This is a genomic window from Paenibacillus sp. FSL F4-0236 (genome assembly GCF_038000135.1).
Lineage (GTDB): Bacteria > Bacillota > Bacilli > Paenibacillales > Paenibacillaceae > Paenibacillus_AQ.
The window spans coordinates 6,736,926-6,757,546 of the sequence record NZ_JBBOBK010000001.1 but is presented as its reverse complement, the minus strand read 5'-3'; the positions used below and the strand labels follow the sequence as shown (position 1 = coordinate 6,757,546).

Below are 20,621 nucleotides of genomic sequence, written 5' to 3'. Positions count from 1 at the left end.
CAAGTTTAAAAATATTCTAGACATAACAAAAAGATGAAGTTTGTTGGTGGAGCCAAGCGGGATCGAACCGCTGACCTCCTGCTTGCAAGGCAGGCGCTCTCCCAGCTGAGCTATGGCCCCGCAAATTCCATCAAAACCGAACAAATGGATACGCGTTAAATGATTTTGGAAGTTTAACTTCCGATTTGAATGTCTTCATTGCAGAAGACGATTCTCCATAGAAAGGAGGTGATCCAGCCGCACCTTCCGATACGGCTACCTTGTTACGACTTCACCCCAATCATCTACCCCACCTTCGGCGGCTGGCTCCCTTGCGGGTTACCCCACCGACTTCGGGTGTTGTAAACTCTCGTGGTGTGACGGGCGGTGTGTACAAGACCCGGGAACGTATTCACCGCGGCATGCTGATCCGCGATTACTAGCAATTCCGACTTCATGCAGGCGAGTTGCAGCCTGCAATCCGAACTGAGACCGGCTTTGATGGGATTGGCTTCACCTCGCGGCTTCGCTTCCCGTTGTACCGGCCATTGTAGTACGTGTGTAGCCCAGGTCATAAGGGGCATGATGATTTGACGTCATCCCCACCTTCCTCCGGTTTGTCACCGGCAGTCACTCTAGAGTGCCCAGCCTTACCTGCTGGCAACTAAAGTTAAGGGTTGCGCTCGTTGCGGGACTTAACCCAACATCTCACGACACGAGCTGACGACAACCATGCACCACCTGTCTCCTCTGTCCCGAAGGCCGCCACTATCTCTAGTGGATTCAGAGGGATGTCAAGACCTGGTAAGGTTCTTCGCGTTGCTTCGAATTAAACCACATACTCCACTGCTTGTGCGGGTCCCCGTCAATTCCTTTGAGTTTCAGTCTTGCGACCGTACTCCCCAGGCGGAGTGCTTACTGTGTTAACTTCGGCACCAAGGGTATCGAAACCCCTAACACCTAGCACTCATCGTTTACGGCGTGGACTACCAGGGTATCTAATCCTGTTTGCTCCCCACGCTTTCGCGCCTCAGCGTCAGTTACAGCCCAGAAAGTCGCCTTCGCCACTGGTGTTCCTCCACATATCTACGCATTTCACCGCTACACGTGGAATTCCACTTTCCTCTTCTGTACTCAAGTCACCCAGTTTCCAGTGCGACCTCAGGTTGAGCCCAAGGTTTAAACACCAGACTTAAATGACCGCCTGCGCGCGCTTTACGCCCAATAATTCCGGACAACGCTTGCCCCCTACGTATTACCGCGGCTGCTGGCACGTAGTTAGCCGGGGCTTTCTTCTCAGGTACCGTCACTCCGATAGCAGTTACTCTACCGGACGTTCTTCCCTGGCAACAGAGCTTTACGATCCGAAAACCTTCATCACTCACGCGGCGTTGCTCCGTCAGACTTTCGTCCATTGCGGAAGATTCCCTACTGCTGCCTCCCGTAGGAGTCTGGGCCGTGTCTCAGTCCCAGTGTGGCCGTTCACCCTCTCAGGTCGGCTACGCATCGTCGCCTTGGTGGGCCGTTACCCCACCAACTAGCTAATGCGCCGCAGGCCCATCCCTCAGTGACAGATTGCTCCGTCTTTCATTCTTCCTTCAGGAGAAAAAAGAAATTATCCGGTATTAGCTACCGTTTCCGGTAGTTATCCCAGTCTAAGGGGCAGGTTGCCTACGTGTTACTCACCCGTCCGCCGCTAAGTTACTTTGAAAGCAAGCTTTCAAAGTAACTCCGCTCGACTTGCATGTATTAGGCACGCCGCCAGCGTTCGTCCTGAGCCAGGATCAAACTCTCCAATTAGTATTGAAAAGAGCGATATGCTCATTTTGAAACTGACGATTCATTAAATGAATCTTTTAAAAATTAACGCGTTCCATTTGTTCAGTTTTCAAAGAACTTGCTCCCGGCATTCCGACATCAACTGTCTCTTGCACAGGAATTAGAGTATATCATGTTGTCGTATTTCTTGTCAACTTATTTTTTCATCGTTTGTGTTTCATTTGTTCGATGCGTCATAAGCACAAGAGATAATATACCATGCTGTTCTTATGTTTGCAAGCTTTTTTTGAAATAAAAATAATCTTCGAATAAATACTTTCAAACTAGCACAAACCAACACAAATTGTTTCCAATAATCCTTAATTTATGGCTAAATAGAATTTATCGTAATCCCATATATTAACTTCTAATGATACGTACGAGAGGAGTCTAAATGAAAAACAATCCATCTAGTGCTGCGACCCAAACAAACACCACGGATAAGGAGCAGCGTAATCTGCAGCAAGCAACAATCTATAAGATTTTGCTGGCTGTCAGCTTTGTTCATTTATTTAACGATTCTATTCAGGCAGTCATCCCTGCAATCTTTCCTATTCTCAAAGATAACTTGATGCTCTCCTTCGCTCAGATTGGGTGGATCTCCTTTGCCTTAAACATGACGTCCTCCGTTATCCAACCAGTCATTGGGTATGCGGCAGATCGTAAGCCTCGTCCTATATTGTTACCACTGGGTATGTGCAGCACATTTCTAGGCGTACTTTTATTGGCTTATGCCAACAACTATATTCTTGTATTGTTTTCCGTCATGCTGATCGGTTTCGGATCTGCTACCTTTCATCCCGAAGGCATGCGTGTTGCTCATATGGCTGCCGGTCAGCGGAAAGGTCTTTCGCAATCTATTTTTCAAGTCGGCGGCAATGCTGGACAATCTTTAGGACCAATGCTCACGAAATGGATATTCATTCCCTTTGGGCAGATCGGCGCTCTTGGCTTCACTATCGTTGCGGCTGCCGGAATCGCCGTCCAGACCTATGTCGCTCGCTGGTATCGAGAGATGCTGGATGCAGGATATACGTTTCATAAGAAGTCAACAGCTCGTGCAATTGATCCTGCCCGCCGCAAAAGTATTCGAACGGCAACAATCATCCTTGTGTTCCTAGTCTTTGTAAGATCTTGGTACGGCGCTTCTATCGGAAGTTACTACGCTTTCTATTTAATGGACAAATATCAAATGACGCTTGATAAGGCCCAAATCTATATTTTTATGTATCTGGCAGCTGGAGCTGTCGGTACATTCTTCGGAGGCCCACTGGCTGACCGCTTCGGACGGCGTAATCTCATTCTTCTCTCTATGGTCGGAACAGTGCCCTTCGCGCTGGCTCTACCCTTCGTGAACCAAATGTGGGCAGCTATACTCCTGCTGATTGGCGGCTTCATCCTTTTGTCCAGCTTCTCCGTTACTGTAATCTACGCTCAGATGCTTTATCCAGGCAATATCGGAACAGTTTCAGGGTTAATCACTGGTCTTGCTTTTGGGCTCGGCGGAATTGGTTCCTTGGTCCTCGGCAATCTAATTGACAGCATTGGTATTTCAAAAGTGTTTATAGCTTGTGGATTCCTACCACTTTTGGGTTTCCTTGCTCTCCTGCTTCCTAGAGACGAGAAACTAGAAGAATGGGCCGCTCAATAAACATCAGTAACCACTTAACGCCTTACTCATGACTGTAGAAAATAGAGCGGCAGCCTTCCCGCTGCCCTCTGTCATATAATTATCCTTATTTGTACGATCAAACCCCATCCACACTGCAGCTGTCCATTCCGAAGTATAACCAACAAACCACAAATCCCGGTTAGCTTTCTTGCTTACGCCTGGCAGATCCAATTGGGTTGTTCCGGTTTTCCCCGCTACAGGCCTGTTCATTTGCGCTTTTTTGCCCGTTCCTTCATTGACAACATTACGTAGCATCATCGTCATTGCCTCTGCGGTTCGTTGCGATATTACCTGCCGTGATTTGGAGAGATGTGAATACACAACCTTCCCTTTTGAATCCATTATCGTGCGTACCATATGAGCCTCATTGAATTTACCTCCATTAGCAAAGACACCATAGGCTTGTGTCATTTTAAGTGGCGATACCCCATTATGAAGCCCTCCTAAAGCTATTGATAAATGGTTATCCTCCTCTGTCAGTACAATTCCTAATTTGGCTGCGAATTGCCGTGCAGAAGAGATTCCAACCTGCTTCAAAAGCCAAACAGCTGGCGCATTCACGGATTTTTGCAGCGCTCTACTCATTGTGATTTGACCTTGATACACACCGTTCAAATTCTCAGGTACATAGTTTCCATAAGCGTATTTGCGATCAGAAAGTATGCTATTCGGGCTAAACTTCCCGCTCTCTAGCGCGGGTCCATAATCAATGATCGGCTTGAAGCTGGAGCCTGGCTGCCGCGCATCAATTGTAGCTCTGTTCAAGCTCCCCTCATTTTGTTCACGCCCACCAATTAGTGCCACCACTTCACCTGTACGATGATCCATTATGGTCATAGCTGCTTCTACCTGCTGATCTTTTCCGTCAGGCGGGAAAGAAGAACCCTTTAGAAAAGCCTGCTCTAGCGCCTGCTGTGCTTTAATGTTCAACCCTGTAACGATAGTATAGCCACCCGTTCGAAGCTCCTCCACAGACTTCCCAGTGATCTGAGCCGCTTCCTTAAGCGTAGCGTCCACATAATGCACACCAATGACTTCTACTTTGTTCGCAGCGGGAGGTTGATACTTTTTATCTCTGGCCTCAAGCATTTGTTCTTTAGTAATCAGTCCTTGATCTAACATAATCTGTAGAACGAGATTCCTTCTTGTTTTGGATAATGTACTATTGTCTACCGGATTATAAATAGACGGTCCTTTAGGGATTCCCGCCAAGGTGGCGATTTGCCATATTTCTAGTTTTTTCAAATTGGATACGCCGAAGTAACGCTCCGCAGCTGCCTTTACTCCATATTGTCCACGCCCCATGTAAATCTGATTGAGGTAAAGCCCTAAAATCTCTCGTTTTGATAACTGCCTCTCCAATGCAAGAGCAATGGATGCTTCGTTTAGCTTACGTATGACATTCTTGTTCCTGTTCAAATAAAGATTGCGAGCTAGCTGTTGAGTAATACTACTCCCGCCCTCGGAGAGATCCATATCCACAATATTATTTAGAAAAGCGCGAGAAATTCCTTTATAATCTAATCCCTGGTGGCTATAAAAGCGCCGGTCCTCCACCGCTAAAAACGTATTTATCAATAATGCAGGCATTTCCTCCAGCTCCGCTGAATGTCTATACCCCGAGCCCGGTAAAGGGATCATTCGTAATGTCGTCCCGTCCGAGGTCTTAATGATGCTCGATTCCGGCAGCTGAAGTTTATCCTCTTGCTGTTTAACCACTTGCCCGCCGTATTGAAATACGTAAAGCAAACCCACGAGCGCTATTATTATTCCAATGATACTCCCATCAAATAATAAATATCCCAGACGGAGTATCCGGGTACGCACGATCCATCTGCCATCCTTGCCTGAATGGGCTACACTTTGTTTTTTTTCGGTAACGGCATTCATGATTCTATAATCAGGTTCTCTAAGAACCGCTCCATACTACGGGCTTCAACACTCGCTGCTTCAAGAAGTGCTTGGGCTTCCATCCCATCATCCGTGTTGTCAGCCTCCTCTACCTCACGGAGAGCACGGAGAATTGCCCGAGTTCTTATCAATAAAGCTACAGCTGGTGTGTCCTGCATCGTTTCTGTTGCTACGCCTCTATTCGGAACTTCAATTCTTTGCATGCGATTCAGGTTAGCGGCGATTTGGCCTAATTCTCCTCCAGAGAGGACCTTGATTTCTTTTGTTACTCCCTTGTCTGCTAACTCTGAGGTTCCAATCAGTACCGTGTGCAAATCATCGGCAATTTTCTGTGAACGGAGAATAAACAACCCACTGAAGAATAGAACAAATAGAATTATGACGCTAGGGATTGTTCCAATATGATTAATGGTCCAATGGATAAGATGAACAAAAAAGACGCCTGACTTCCCCGAATAATGAGAATACAGCAAAGCAACAGCCCGCTGGACAGCAAAAAGAAAGGCAGCACTCAAAAGAGCACTCCCTATAAAAATATAAAGATAATGGATGCGAACCGTCCGAAGTTTGTGCATAGTCATTCCCTCCTTGTGCTCACAAGGATATCTTCCAAATCTTAAGAACCCGCCAAGAGTTTTCTTAAGATTCTATGAAGAATGGGAAATAGGTGATAAAATCCGTCCGAAGCGGGGAGCTTTCTACATAAATAACGCCATTGTGGCGTTCGATGATACTTTTGGAAATGGCAAGACCTAGGCCTGAACCGCCTGTATGCTGTGAACGAGACTTCTCTGCCCGATAGAATCGTTCGAAAATAAACGGAATATCACTCTCTGCGATCATCTCTCCAAAATTGCTAATGCGGACAACCGCTTCATTTCCCCTTTTACTGAAACCAATCTCCACTTTCCCGCCGCTTCTACCGTAACGGATCGCGTTCGTAATCAAATTTTCATAAGCACGAACTAATTCTTTAGGGGAAGCCTCTATCCACAACTCATCAGCTTGGTCATCGATCTCATAGGTCATTTCAGCCTTTGTTAGTTCGGGAACTGACTCCTCCGCTAGCTGCCGTATAAATGCTTTTAAATCTAATCGCTCCATAACCAGAGGGTATTCCCCACTATTTACGCGTGTATATTCAAAAAGATCGTCGATCAGTTTACGCAGCACAAGGGATTTGTTGTAGGCTATGCTCACGTAATATCGTATTTCTACTTCTTCCTGGCATCGATCTTGCTCGATATATTCCAGAAAACCGAGGACAGAGGTAAGGGGGGTTCGTAAATCGTGGGAGACACCCGTGATCAAGTCATTTTTTGCATTCACAGCTTTACGTTCCTCTTCCACAGAGTGCTGCAAACGTTCAGCCATTTCATTAATATTCTCAGCCAGCACTCCCAACTCGTCCGTGGTTCTGACTTCAATTCGGTGCGACATCCCGGAGCTTGTGATTTCCCGAATTCCTTTGGTGATCTCCTCCAGATACAGTACTACTTTACGAGTATAGATAAAAAAGAACAGTAAAAAGCTGATAATACCAGCTGCGGTCAGCAGTGGCATAGAGCCAATATGATTAATGATCCAGCGTAAGATACGTGAATAGGGAGCCGACTCTGACACTGGATTCAGATAGATCATGAAATTAACGAGCTGGTAACCTGCAAACAGCAGTAATCCACCGGAAAGCACACTAAGTAAAAAGGCGTATATAAACTTCCAACGAATCGTAGTTATATATTTTGAATTCAAGAAGCCTCACCTAATCCTTTCAGGAAGGTCCATCTAATTTATAGCCAACTCCCCAGACGGTTTGTATATAACGGGGGCGCTTCGAATCCACTTCGATTTTATCGCGGAGGTTACGAATATGTACCATAACAGTATTGCCCCCATCTAAAAATGGTTCGTTCCACACCTTATCGTATATCTGCTCTAAGCTAAGCACTTGACCTTGGTGCCTTGCCAAAAGCTCTAAAATAGAAAATTCCCGGGGGGTCAGCTTAATCTTCTGCTGGTCTATATGTACCTCATGCTTAGACGTATCTATAGTTAAATCTTCAAAGCTCAGTTTGCTGTCATTCCCTAGGCTATTACTATCTTTATTGAAAGCGTGATAACGACGCAGCTGTGACTTAACTCGTGCCACAATCTCCAAAGGATTAAACGGCTTGCCCACGTAGTCGTCCGCTCCTATGCTAAGTCCTGAGATTTTGTCCATATCCGTATTTTTGGCTGAAAGGATGATAATTGGCATCTTCCGCTCTTCACGGATCTTCATGCATGCAGCAAGTCCATCCATCTTAGGCATCATGACATCCAGAATAATTAGATCGACTTCTTCCTTCTGCAGACACGCCAGCGCTTCCATTCCATCATAGGCCTTAAGCAGCCGGTAGCCCTCATTACAGAGATAAATTGATAACAGTTCTACAATTTCCTTCTCATCATCTACTAACAATATCGTTTCTCTCTTCACAGGAGGGGGTTCCTTTCAAATATAGTAATAATTATCTTTAGCTTCTATATTAGCAGATCCATTGAACGTTTTTCCTCGAAAATAGAAACATGTACTTAAAATCGAACGACAATAAGTAGGTTACGCAAAAAAAGGGTACCCGCTCCACTCGTACTTAAACGAAATGGAACTGGTACCCTTTTAGAATTCAGTAAAATATGCTTACATCCCCAGCAGTCGAATCAGCTCATCTTCATCTTCAATGACTTGAATGCCTAACTGCTGTGCTTTGGCCAGTTTACTACCTGCCTTCTCGCCGGCAATAACCAAATCCGTCTTCTTAGATACACTTCCAGACACCTTCGCTCCGAGTGCTTCCAGACGTTCGGCTGCTTCGTCACGTGTAAGCTTTTGTAATGAACCGGTCAACACTACCGTTTTTCCACTAAAGAAGGAATCCGTGCTAACAGGACGTGGGGCCTCAGGAGCTTTTGCTTCAACCCCAAGCGCGCGCAACCGAGCAACATTCGCCACGACTACAGGATCTGCGAAGAAGTTAACAATGCTCTCGGCGACAATCCCGCCAATGTCCGGTAACTCGGCAAGTTCCTCAGCTTTAGCCTGCATCACAGCATCCAGATCGCGGAAATGATCAGCCAGCATCTTAGTTGTTGCTTTACCTGTGTTAGGGATTCCTAACGCAAAGAGGAATGAGGCGAGATCGCGCCCTTTGCTATCCTCTAATGCTTGCAGCAAATTCTGTGCTTTTTTCTCCCCGAAACGGTTCAGCTGTACAAGCTGCTCAAAGGACAATTCATACAGATCCGCAGAGTCATGAACATTAAGCTCGTCGTAGAGCTGACCTGCCGTCTTCTCACTAAACGTCTCAATATCCATCGCATCTCGTGAAGCGAAATGAGTGATCCGACTAATAATTTGCGGTCTACAGTTCAGCTTATTATTACAGAAAAGATGCGCACCGCGCATTTCTAGCGGAAATCCGCAAGCCGGGCAATCCTCAGGGAAAATAATTTCTCCTCCGTCATTCTCTTCCGTTACCTTGCCGAGAATTTCCGGGATAACATCATTAGAACGCCGAATAAACACTCGTGAGCCTAAGGCGAATTTCAAGTTTTTGCGCTCAATATCGCCCACATTATTTAATGTGCAATTCTGTACGGTAACTCCAGCAAGCTCTACGGCTTCAACACGAGCTAAAGGAGTCACTTTACCTGTACGTCCTACATTCCAGCTAACAGACTCAAGCACGGTCGTTGTTTCTTCAGCTTCAAATTTATAAGCCACTGCCCAGCGAGGGAACTTGTCAGTGTAACCAAGAACTTCACGAATACGGAAATCCGTCACCTTGATCACCGCTCCATCAATGAGGTAATCAAGACTTGAACGACTCTCCTCGATTCCAGCAAGCTGCTCAGTCACATCATCGAAATCATTACAGTAAGTCAGATAAGGATTTACTTTGAATTTGTTATTCCGTAGAAAATCCATCATCTCCTGATGATCGGCGAACTCTACACCTTCTCCAAAACCTACATTATAGAAATATGCATTCAAACGACGTTCTGCAGTAGTCTTCGGATTAAGATTGCGCAGTGCACCTGCCGCCGCATTACGTGCATTCTTAAGCGGCTCTGCAGCCCGGGTATTATAATCAGCGAGCACAGACAGATTCATAATCCCTTCACCCTGAACCTCAATAACACCTTCTTTAAAAGGAATCGTTAATGGAACAGACTTAATGGTCTTCACCTGAGCAAGTATTCCTTCACCAATGACACCATTACCACGCGTCGATGCCTGTTCGAGAACACCATTCCGATAGGTTAGATTCAGCGTCAAGCCATCAAACTTCAGTTCTACTGCATAACAAGGATCAGGTAGAGGGTTGCCTGGGTTCTTAAGATTGTACTCATTCACTAAGCGGAGTACCCGCGTATTCCAGCCCCGCAGCTGTTCAATATTCTGTGCTTTATCGAGACTCCAAAGCGGAGCCAGATGCCGATGCGGCGTGAAGCCCTTAAGCAGCTCTCCACCTACACGTTGTGTAGGTGAATCCGGTAGTACGAAGCCACTCTCAGCCTCCAGTGCTACAAGCTTGTCGTATAAAACATCGTATTCCTTATCGCTGACTAGCGGAGCATCCAGCGTGTAATAGTGGTAATTATAATTATTTAACTCCGCAACAAGCTCTTCCATCACATGCATAGCATCCATGCAGGTACATCCCTCCGTCAATAAGTTTCCTAATGGTTAGCGTGGTCTAAATATCCGTTCGTTAATCGTTTCCTACTATTATTCCACCCTGGTAATCGGCGCAAACCCTGCAAGCAGTCGTTTTACACCCACTGGTGCCGGAAAAGCAATCTGCAGCTCCGTATCATTCCCGGTGCCCTTTACAGCTACAACGGTGCCAGTGCCCCATTTGCCGTGCGAAACTTTATCACCCGCTTTGTATTCGCCAGCTGCTGCAGCCCCTGCTCCAGTAGCGCGCTGTGCGCCTCCGGAGGTTACGGTCACGCTGCTCTTGCTTGTCGCTGCGGACGCTGTGCTTCCGCTGCCAATCGGCGCCGCACCAGCAGCTCCACTTCGGCCGCCGAAGTTCCCACGACTGCCGCCACTGAAGCCGCGTCCGCCGTAAGCACCGCCTACCTCTGAGCCTCCGCGTTGGAAGCGGTCCTGCGTCTTCGCGGTATCTTCCTTCAACTCCTCCGGAATCTCTTCAATGAAGCGGGACGGCTGATTCGCCGTTGTCCGCCCAAAGAGCGTACGCATCCGCGCGCAAGAGAGAAACAATTGTTTCTCGGCGCGGGTGATCCCTACATATGCAAGCCGGCGTTCCTCTTCGAGCTCATCGTTGTCTTGGAAGGCTCGGCTGTGCGGGAACACGCCTTCTTCCATCCCGACGATAAATACCGTTGGGAACTCCAGACCTTTGGCGCTGTGCATCGTCATCAGGACTACAGCGTCACTACGGTCCTCTTCATCATCATTCACACTATCAATATCTGCGATAAGTGCAAGATCCGTGAGGAAGGAGACAAGCGACTTGTCCTCGTTATTCTTTTCAAACTCCATCGTCACGGACAAGAACTCATCGATATTCTCTAGTCGCGAGCGAGATTCGAGAGTGTTTTCATTTTGCAGCTCCAAACGGTACTGTGACATCTCCAGTATTTTTTCCGTCAGTTCTGTTACGGACAAGAACTCCACCATACGGTGCAGAGCTTCAATCATATCGTAGAACTCTACTAGCATATTCCGCGTCCGTCCGGCAAAGCCCAAATCATCTACAGTTTGCAGTACGCGGAAAATAGAAACACCACGCTCACCAGCCGCAGCTGCCAGCTTACCAACCGTTGTATCCCCTAATCCCCGCTTAGGTACATTAATAATACGCGTCAGGCTGATATCATCATCAGGGTTAGATAACAGGCGTAAATAAGCGAGCAGATCTTTGATTTCTTTACGATCATAGAACTTAATCCCGCCTACGATTTGATACGGAATATCAGATTTAATTAGAATTTCCTCGATTACCCGTGACTGGGCATTCGTACGATACAGTATCGCATGATTCTGGTAGGCTTGACCCTGTTTCACATTTTTGCTGATTTCTCCGGTTACAAAGTAACCTTCATCATGCTCGGAGTCCGCCCGGTACACCTTAATCTTGGCGCCTTCCTCGGAATCGGTCCACAGCTTCTTCGGCTTACGTCCACTATTGAGTGCGATCACACCATTGGCTGCATTCAGGATATTAGCAGTTGAACGGTAGTTCTGCTCTAGAAGAATGGTCTTCGCTTCTGGATAGTCCTCTTCAAAATTAAGAATGTTCGTAATATCCGCTCCGCGCCAGCGATAAATCGACTGGTCACTATCCCCTACCACACAAATCCGGTGATGGCTATCAGCGAGCATACGGCACAACATATACTGCGCTCTGTTCGTATCCTGATACTCATCCACGTGGATGTATTTGAATTTCTTTTGGTAGAAATCAAGTACCTCGGGAACTTCCTTAAACAGTTCGATGGTCTTCATAATCAAATCATCAAAATCAAGCGAGTTATTGCTTCTTAGACGTCTTTGATACATCTTATATACCTTTGCAACTAAGCCTTCAAAATAATCGCCAACCTTCTGCTCATACTGCGCCGGAGTGATCAGTTCATTCTTGGATGCGCTAATGATAGCCTGCACAGCTTTTGGTTCGAATTTCTTCGTATCAATATTCAGTTCCTTCATACAGTTACGTATTACGGATAACTGATCTGTAGAGTCCAGAATGGAGAAGTTGGAGGTAAAACCAATCCGCTCGATATCCTTCCGCAAAATCCGAACACACATAGAGTGAAAGGTGGATACCCAGATATCTCTTCCCTCAGGTCCGACAAGCTTAGATACACGTTCCTGCATTTCCCGCGCGGCTTTATTCGTAAACGTAATCGCCAAAATCGCCCAAGGCGGCGCCTTTCGATTGGCAATCAGCCAGGCAATTCTATGAGTCAACACTCTCGTCTTCCCACTGCCCGCACCAGCCATAATCAAAAGTGGCCCTTCAGTAGTTTCGACAGCCTGTCTTTGTGGAGGATTCAGTCGACTTACTGCGTCTTGTATGCTAATAAGTTGCATGTGTAACATGCTCCTTTCTAAATATAAAATCACAAATCATAAGTAGTCCTAAAAATAACCACTAAGCATAAACGCCTTTGGCGTCATAAGGACGGTAAGTGTTTATGCGAAAATATAAGGATAATGTATCACGTGAAACTTATACTCTCTTATATTTTAATCGAATTGCTCTTGTACTGTCTTTTTTACAGCCGCAACTGTTAGCAGTGCCTGCTGTACATCACTATAAATAATATTGCCGACCACTACTGTATCACATAGAGCTGCTGCCTGCTCGGCTTCCGCCTCACAAGTAATGCCCCCACCATAAAAAAGTTGGGCTTGATCCACCATTTCGCGTACTGTCCGCACAGTCTCCATATCCCCGAACCTACCACTGTATTCAAGATAAACAATCGGCAGTGACATCAGCCTGTCCGCAACCTGAGCATAAGCAGCCGCTTCTTCAGCATCAATGGCCGTCTCAGCCCCTGTAATCCGTGCAACTGAAGAGTCACTATTCAGCACAATATAACCTTCCGTTAGAAGCGAATCCCATGGAATCATAAATCCATAGCGTTCAATAGCTCGGCGATGATGGCCTACAATCCAAGCTGGATCGGGCGTATTAAGCACCATAGGGATCATATAAAGATCAAATCCGGGAACAGCAGCTTCAAGTTCGGATACCTCAAGTGCACAAGGTAACTCAAACTGTTTTACTCTTGCTAGGAGATCCACTGTATTCTCATAGGTTACTCCTGTTGAGCCCCCTATCAGTATGGCATCCGTGCCAGATAAGCAAACGGCCTCCAAATCCTCATCCGAAATCATCCGGTCAGGGTCTAGCTTAAATACATGCCGCCAAGGTTTGATCATTTGCTGCACTGATTTCATGAGAATCATCCTTAATAGTCATTTGGGCAAGACAAAGACACTCCTGCCGCCGCAAAAGATATAGATCTAGTCTATGCCAGCACAGCAGGTGTGTCAATTTAAAGCGAACAAAAATGCGAACATTTTTTCGTATTTTTTAATGGTAAAAAGTAGTCTAAGATTTCAACGTACACCTGAGATGTTAATCAAATCCTCTTCGGGTACAAAATCAGTGTAAAAACCATCCACGCCCATACGGGCCAGTTCCCTAATTTCAGCTTCTTCATTTACTGTATGAACATATACACGAGCGCCAGCCTTCTTCAGCTTTTTAACAAAGCTCTTGGTGGCTCGGCCAACTGGCATGGTAATATCCACACCTGTTTTATTAACAAACTCAATAACTTGTTCATCCGTATCCTTGGATTGGTACAGAGTGTAAAGCAATTCTGGAAAAGAATACACCTTATTGATCTCATCAAGCATCGACTGATTATATATTTGTGGAACAATCCGATCTAATATGGCTGGATCCCGGCGCTGCGCCGCTTCTACCAACAATGTAAATTGTTTATTTATAAGTTCGGGTTTGATTTCTTTCGTATCGGTCACGATATAAGCATCTGGATAATGCTGCATCAGATCAAGCAACTTCTCGACATCGATCGGGGAGTATATATTCAGGATTGGGCTGTCCATGAATTCCTTATAATCTAGTACTACCCCTTGTTTATTAGCAGGAAGAACATCCAACTGACCTAAAAGCTTACTCATGTTGCCTGACCACTCATGCCTACCTACTAGCTGATCATCAGCCGATAATAGCAAGTCTACTTCAAATACGCGAGTTCCCTGTGCATAATTAGCGACAAAGGCCTCCCATGCATTGGTGTACGTATGACCGTTAATGCCACCCATGGCATGTGCAACGATTTTGTGCGCTTCAAAACCGCTCGCGGATTGCTCTTCCTCTTTGTTCAACGTTATTACAAGAGTCATTATTAGTGCGACAATCATTACTACGGTTGCAATAATCTTTTTCTTATTCATAGTTGTGAGTTTCCTTTGCAAAGTTTAGATTAGAAAATTAATACCCCGCTCTGCCAGTGGCAAAACGGGGTATTATTAAAATCTAAATAAGCTCAGGTCTCAATAAGCGTTTTTGTTAACGAAGCCGTTGCGAATCGTTTTGAAAATAATTCGAATGTCAAACAGTAAAGACCAGTTCTCGATGTAGAAAATATCGTGTTTGATCCGCTCCTCGATGGAAGTGTCCCCGCGGAGTCCGTTACTCTGAGCCCAACCTGTAATTCCAGGACGTACATGGTGTTTTACCATATACTTTGGAATTTCATCACGGAACTGTTCTACATAAAATGGTCGTTCTGGCCGTGGGCCAACTACACTCATATGACCCAGTAACACATTAAAAAATTGCGGAAGCTCATCCAGACTTGTCTTCCGGATAAAGGTCCCAAATCTGGTTCTACGAGGATCTTCCCGCGTACTCCATCCTGTATCCTCTTCACCATCCTGCTGCATCTTCATGGAGCGGAACTTATACATCATAAAATTACGACGGTTCAGCCCCACACGTTCCTGCCGGAATATAATCGGCCCGGGAGAGGTCAGTCGGACACCAAGTGCCACGATAAGCATCACAGGGGAAATCATAATAATTGCGAACAATGAGAACACAATATCAAACAATCGTTTTGCCATCTTATTACCCGTCATATCTAGTGGAATATCACGAACATTAATCATTGGCATGCCTGCAAAGTTATCAAAGTAAGGGCGCGCTGGTAAGTAGTCGAAAAAGTCAGGGATAATCAATGTGCGTACACCTGCTTTTTCACAGGCCGCAATAATTGAAGGATACTTCGAATGGGCATCAAGTGGCAGCGCAAGTATAACCTCATCCACAGGCAGCATCTCTAGCATTCCAGACAACTGGTCAACTGTTCCAAGAATCGGTTTATATCGTTGTTCTTCAATTCCATCCCAAGTATGATAGTCATCCAAGAAGCCAATCGCTTCATATCCAAGCTCAGGGTATTGCTCTAGATTATTGTAGAATCTTTTGCCTAGCGTACCTGCACCGATGATAAGTACAAACTGTCGGTTGAAGCCTTTTTCGCGAAAAGACTTAAGCATCTTCTTCAGTACATAACGGTACAGCATAATAGAAAGAATGTTCAATCCCATGTAAAGAGCTAGATATGTTCGGGAGATATTTATTTCTTTCACGAAAAACATCAGACCAAGCAGAATGAAAATGCCCATGATATGCACTTGGAAAATCTTAATGAATTCATCGACAAACCGTTTCTTACGCTTCGGCAAATACAGCGACAGCAGTATACCGATTAACACTGCAATTCCGCCATAAATCATACTCCAGTAAGCGTACGACTCTACAGGCAACGGGTTTTCATACTCCATCCAACCACTTCTAAACTTTAGCCACCAAGCCGCTAAAAAAGAGATCTGAATGATAATAAAGTCAGCAACCATATAGAGCTGTGTCAAAAAATTCTGATTACGCCGAATCATAAATTCACCTCAGTATTCTTTTCGTTACGTGCACCTGTTTCATTAGCGGAGTTAAGACTCTGAGCAGGTGATGGGACTGTTTTAGGAGAAGTTAAGGCATTCCGCAAAAGCGAAAGTGCGAACTTCACACCTACGCCGGCATATACTGTTCCATTTATCATACTGTTGTACTTCTTACTATAATGCTTACGATGAAATAAAATCATTGCCCGGTGGAATTCATAGACGATCTTAAACGGTCTTCGTCTGGCGCTGCCGCCTTTAAGATGTACGATAGCAGTCTTCGGATAATAATAAATCTCCCAACCAGCCTCTTTAATACGATAACACCAATCTAAATCCTCACCGTACATAAAGAACTCTTCATCCAATCCACCCACCTGGTTAATCGTCTCCCGCCGCAGCAGCATAAACGCACCAACCAGACAATCTATCGGGTAATCAAGATCAGGGTCCAGATAACCTAACTGGTAACCGTTAAACCTCGGACGATCCGGAAATAGCTTACTAAATCCAAAAGCATAATAGAACGAAGCAGACGGTGTAGGAAACCCCCGCTTGCAAGCTTTATCCAGCGAGCCATCCGGTAAAATAATCTTGCACCCTGACGCTCCTACATCAGGCCGACTATCCATAAAGGAGATCATCGTCTCTAGCGTATCCTTACGTACCACCGTATCTGAATTCAGCAGCAGCACATACCGTCCGGATGAAGCTTCCATCCCCTGATTATTAGCACGGGCAAAACCGACATTGTCGTTATTTGCGATCAACATTACACCTGGAAACTCTCTACTAATCTTCTCTACCGAATCATCATTGGAATTGTTGTCTATTAAAATAATCTCATAGGAATAGTTCGTTGCTGAGTCATACACCGACCTGAGACAATCCATCGTCAGGCGACACGTGTTGTAATTAACAATAAGTATGCTTACATCTACATTCACTGCGTAACGCTCCTGACAAATATAGTAATCTACCGACAATAATTATAACATAAAACCTCCCTGAGAAGAGGTGACGTTTCAGGGAGGTTTTTCCATATGTGGTTTAGCTTTCGTGTTTCTTTCTCTCTTTTATCGCGGCTTGTATATACTCCCGCTTCTTTTTTAACGCTGGAAGCTGAGTGAAAAAGGACTTCCACGCTGTAATTAACTGTGGCTCTCTCAGAAGCATATAGCCATGTGCGGCAAGCTCATAGGGAAGAGAAATGAAGATTGTCTTCAGCATAGTTCGAGTCTGTTCATTCTTGTAGATCATTTTGTAGCGGTTAATGTAAGATATTCGTCGGATGAACAACGGCTTCGTGTTACGACCAGACGTTTTCCAGCCACGTTCGTGATACCCGATCGCCTCAGCATCATAATATCCCCGCCAGCCGAATAACTCCGCCCTCCAAGCCACATCCACATCTTCCTTATAAGCAAAAAAGTCGTCATCAAAAAATTCGCCATCAACAATTATGTCGTTGATCATCCGCCGAGAATACATCGCAGCCGCTCCAGATACACCGAATACAGGACCCGATTGCGTCCATTGGTCAGCTGGCTCACCCGCACCGCGATCAAATGCACGGCGTGCTCTGTTCATTCGGAGACCTGTGCTGTCTACCAGCCCATGATCCGCCTTCAGCAAAAGCTTGCCTGTGGCGCTGCCGATCTGTGGATTATTCTCCATCTGTGTGATTAGTCTGGAGATATAGTCTGGAGCAAGCGTTAGGTCAGGGTTAAGGACGAGCACGTAATCTGTATTCGTGGCCGAAATGGCCTGGTTGTGGGCTGGGGCGAAGCCTGTGTTAAGCTCATTCTCCAGAAGGTCAATTGTTGGATATTGCTTTATCTCCCTTGCGGAGTTCATAGCTTCATGCCCCACCAAGAATGCAGCGGGTGAGTCCGAGTTAAACTGGTGATAGAACGTTCTGACCTTATCCGCCGAACCATCAGTTGAAGCGTTGTCCACTACGACAATTTTTTTGACCAAATAATCCTGTGCCATTACTGCCTCTATACAATCTATGATGTCGTCAGCACTGTTGTAGGTGACGATATGTACACTTACTGTTTTGTTATTCATGAGTATCCTCGACTTTGTAATTTCTTGTTAACTACACACTCCCCTCTTATTATAACGAAAGAATACAAAAAACTCCCGTATCGTTATAAACGATTTGGGAGTTTCAATTGCTACTATCTTATTCTTTTAGCTCTAACAGGAAATCTCTCAGGCCCTCACGCCAAGGTCGAATATCCTCAAATCCATTCGTACGTATCGACAAATGCTCCATCACCGAATTCCGAGGACGCGGTGCAGGTCTTGGGAACTGTTCCGTAGCACAAGGTTCAAGCTTTGCGGTGAATTTCAAACCCAAAATATCCTCAGCCTCTGCAAAGATCGCCTGTGTAAATTCAAACCAAGTACATGAGTCGCTATTTGACGCATGGTATACACCATACTTCTCAGTTTGGATAAGCTCAAGCAAGAAACGAGCTAAATCAACTGTATAGGTAGGCGAACCCTTTTGGTCATCGACTACTTGAAGCATTGGCTTTTCTTGACCAAGCTTTATCATTGTTTTGACAAAGTTATTCCCGTATTTACCATACACCCATGATGTGCGTACGATGAAATACTTAGAGGAAAGGGATTGAACTAACACTTCACCCGCACGTTTCGATTTACCATATATACTCTTAGGGTCTGTATTATCATACTCATGGTAAGGCTGTACTCCCAAACCATCAAATACGTAATCCGTACTAATGTACACCAGCTTAGCTCCAGCTTTTTCAGAAGCTAGCGCTACATTTCGACTGCCCATTGCATTAATTAAATAAGCTGCATCGATGTCACTTTCTGCCGCATCTACTGCTGTATGCGCAGCACAATGAATGACAGCATCCGGTCCATACTCACCAATAACCCGGATACACTGATCCAGATCGGTGATATCCATCTCTTGACGGTCGCAGCCCATCACTTGGTGACCATGATGCTGGAGTAGTAAAACAACATCCTGACCCAATTGTCCGGCCGCACCTGTAACAAGTACCTTCAGTTGAGCCATTACAGAGATTCTCCCAAACGATCGCCATATTGTAATTCAGCGTACTTCTGGTATTCCCCAGATTGAATGCGAGTCCACCATTCGCGGTTATTGAGATACCATTGGATGGTTTCTTTAATACCTGTTTCAAACGTATGTTTTGGCTTCCAACCCAGTTCGTTCATAATCTTGGTAGGATCAATTCCATAGCGGCGATCATGACCCGGACGGTCTTGAACATAAGTAATCAGTGAATCAGGTTTGCCAAGTTCCTGCAATACTGTGTTCACGATATGCACATTTGTACGTTCGTTATTGCCACCAATGTTGTATACTTCACCGTTCACGCCCTTGCGGATAACCAAATCAATCGCGCTGCAGTGATCCTCAACATACAACCAGTCACGGATATTCATCCCATCGCCATATACAGGCAACGCTTGATCCGCAAGTGCGCGGGAGATCATAAGCGGAATAAGCTTCTCAGGGAATTGGTACGGGCCATAATTGTTCGAGCAGCGGGTAATGTTCACTGGCAGTCCGAATGTCTCATGGTATGCACGTACAAGCAAGTCGCCACCAGCTTTACTTGCCGAATATGGACTGTTCGGAGTCAAAGGAGTTTCTTCAGTAAACAAACCGGTTGCTCCAAGTGATCCGTATACCTCATCCGTAGAAACCTGAACGAATTTAGTAACACTGTATTTTTTCGCCGCATCCAAAAGTACTTGTGTTCCAAGCACGTTCGTCTTCACAAACACTTCTGGCTCCAAAATACTCCGATCCACATGCGATTCAGCCGCGAAATTTACCACTACATCAACACCTTGGCTAAACAAAGCATCCATTGCCTGTACATCTGTAATGTCTGCTTTTACGAACTTGTGGTTCGGATGATTTTCAATTGACTTCAAATTCTCCAAATTACCTGCATATGTCAACGCGTCTACGTTAACGATTTGATAATCAGGATGTTGTTGCAGCATGTATAATACAAAGTTGCTGCCGATAAATCCGGCTCCACCGGTAACTAGCAGTTTCATTTATAGCCCACCTTTTGTTCAATGAAATGTTATGTTTATAATTCGAAGTTAAGTTCCGCGTCCATCAGTACAGGATGACGTTGATCTTTATCCGATAATATCGGACTAGAAGTCGGCCAATCAATACCTAACGCTGGATCATTCCATAATATGCCGCGATCATTCTCAGGGGAATAATATTCGTCCACCTTGTATAACACTTGGGTATTAGGGACCAACGTGCAGAAGCCATGCGCGAAGCCTTTAGGTACAAGCAGTTGGCGTTTGTTATATTCGCTAAGTATTACTCCGACCCATTGACCAAATGTAGGAGAATTACGACGAATATCTACGATTACATCATAAATAGCGCCGGTTAAGACACGAATTAACTTTGTTTGGGCCTTTGGGTTCAACTGGTAGTGTAGACCACGCAGGACACCAACCTCTGCAGAGAGGGATTGATTGTCTTGGATGAATTTGTTGTTTACGCCGAGCTTATGCATAATTTCTTCGTTATAGCTTTCCATAAAAAAACCTCGAGTATCACCGTGGGTCACCGGTTCCAATAAGCTTGCACCTTGTAATTTAAAAGGAGTGACCTTCATAACTTATAGCTTCCTCCTTACATTTTAATTTCCTGAATTTTTA

The 20,621-nt window shown here is 45.3% G+C and carries 15 protein-coding genes, 1 tRNA gene and 1 rRNA gene; 1 reads left to right on the top strand and 16 read right to left on the bottom strand.

All coding sequences use genetic code 11. From position 1 onward, the window contains the following. Positions 1-44: 44 nt before the first annotated feature. Positions 45-120 (bottom strand) — tRNA-Ala (locus NSQ29_RS30010). A gap of 101 nt (positions 121-221) precedes the next feature. Beyond that, a 16S ribosomal RNA gene (locus tag NSQ29_RS30005) occupies positions 222-1,779 on the bottom strand. A gap of 412 nt (positions 1,780-2,191) precedes the next feature. On the opposite strand from NSQ29_RS30005, the gene NSQ29_RS30000 reads away from it, so the two are divergent. Next, positions 2,192-3,448, top strand: coding sequence for an MFS transporter (locus tag NSQ29_RS30000; RefSeq protein ID WP_340973068.1), 1,257 nt, complete (start codon positions 2,192-2,194; stop codon positions 3,446-3,448). 3 nt (positions 3,449-3,451) lie between these two features. Here NSQ29_RS30000 and NSQ29_RS29995 read toward each other — a convergent pair whose 3' ends face one another. From NSQ29_RS29995 to rfbC, 14 genes are all read right to left on the bottom strand, one after another. After that, the gene (locus tag NSQ29_RS29995) at positions 3,452-5,359 is read right to left on the bottom strand and encodes a transglycosylase domain-containing protein (RefSeq protein ID WP_340973070.1); all 1,908 of its coding nucleotides are present in this window, start codon (positions 5,357-5,359) and stop codon (positions 3,452-3,454) included. Further along, on the bottom strand, positions 5,356-5,955 hold the full coding sequence (locus NSQ29_RS29990) for a hypothetical protein (protein ID WP_340973071.1): 600 nt from the start codon (positions 5,953-5,955) through the stop codon (positions 5,356-5,358). The genes NSQ29_RS29995 and NSQ29_RS29990 overlap by 4 nt, the downstream gene beginning before the upstream one ends. Positions 5,956-6,019: 64 nt before the next feature. Further along, on the bottom strand, positions 6,020-7,132 hold the full coding sequence (locus NSQ29_RS29985; RefSeq protein WP_341126705.1) for a sensor histidine kinase: 1,113 nt from the start codon (positions 7,130-7,132) through the stop codon (positions 6,020-6,022). 19 nt (positions 7,133-7,151) lie between these two features. Further along, positions 7,152-7,859 (bottom strand): response regulator transcription factor, encoded by a 708-nt coding sequence (locus NSQ29_RS29980; protein WP_076297845.1) that lies wholly within the window; start codon positions 7,857-7,859, stop codon positions 7,152-7,154. Positions 7,860-8,060: 201 nt separating this feature from the next. Beyond that, the gene (ligA, locus tag NSQ29_RS29975) at positions 8,061-10,073 is read right to left on the bottom strand and encodes an NAD-dependent DNA ligase LigA (protein ID WP_341126704.1); all 2,013 of its coding nucleotides are present in this window, start codon (positions 10,071-10,073) and stop codon (positions 8,061-8,063) included. Between the two features lie 78 nt (positions 10,074-10,151). Then, on the bottom strand, positions 10,152-12,491 hold the full coding sequence (gene pcrA / locus NSQ29_RS29970; protein WP_339243652.1) for a DNA helicase PcrA: 2,340 nt from the start codon (positions 12,489-12,491) through the stop codon (positions 10,152-10,154). A gap of 156 nt (positions 12,492-12,647) precedes the next feature. Beyond that, positions 12,648-13,367, bottom strand: a complete 720-nt coding sequence (locus tag NSQ29_RS29965; RefSeq protein ID WP_445739181.1) for a heptaprenylglyceryl phosphate synthase — start codon at positions 13,365-13,367, stop codon at positions 12,648-12,650. A 162-nt stretch (positions 13,368-13,529) separates the two neighbouring features. Further along, positions 13,530-14,396, bottom strand: coding sequence for a phosphatidylinositol-specific phospholipase C/glycerophosphodiester phosphodiesterase family protein (locus NSQ29_RS29960; protein ID WP_341126703.1), 867 nt, complete (start codon positions 14,394-14,396; stop codon positions 13,530-13,532). A gap of 99 nt (positions 14,397-14,495) precedes the next feature. Then, a complete protein-coding gene (locus NSQ29_RS29955) occupies positions 14,496-15,902 on the bottom strand; it encodes an undecaprenyl-phosphate glucose phosphotransferase (protein WP_341126702.1) in 1,407 nt (468 codons plus the stop codon). Next, complete coding sequence (locus NSQ29_RS29950; protein ID WP_371916453.1) at positions 15,899-16,798, bottom strand: glycosyltransferase family 2 protein; 900 nt, start codon at positions 16,796-16,798, stop codon at positions 15,899-15,901. Before NSQ29_RS29950 ends, NSQ29_RS29955 begins: the two co-directional genes overlap by 4 nt. A 157-nt stretch (positions 16,799-16,955) precedes the next feature. Beyond that, the gene (locus tag NSQ29_RS29945) at positions 16,956-17,978 is read right to left on the bottom strand and encodes a glycosyltransferase family 2 protein (RefSeq protein ID WP_341126701.1); all 1,023 of its coding nucleotides are present in this window, start codon (positions 17,976-17,978) and stop codon (positions 16,956-16,958) included. A 118-nt stretch (positions 17,979-18,096) separates the two neighbouring features. Further along, a complete protein-coding gene (gene rfbD, locus NSQ29_RS29940) occupies positions 18,097-18,960 on the bottom strand; it encodes a dTDP-4-dehydrorhamnose reductase (protein WP_341126837.1) in 864 nt (287 codons plus the stop codon). 8 nt (positions 18,961-18,968) lie between these two features. Then, positions 18,969-19,991 (bottom strand): dTDP-glucose 4,6-dehydratase, encoded by a 1,023-nt coding sequence (gene rfbB / locus NSQ29_RS29935; protein WP_341126700.1) that lies wholly within the window; start codon positions 19,989-19,991, stop codon positions 18,969-18,971. A gap of 35 nt (positions 19,992-20,026) precedes the next feature. Next, the gene (rfbC, locus tag NSQ29_RS29930) at positions 20,027-20,578 is read right to left on the bottom strand and encodes a dTDP-4-dehydrorhamnose 3,5-epimerase (RefSeq protein WP_340973086.1); all 552 of its coding nucleotides are present in this window, start codon (positions 20,576-20,578) and stop codon (positions 20,027-20,029) included. Positions 20,579-20,621 lie beyond the last annotated feature (43 nt).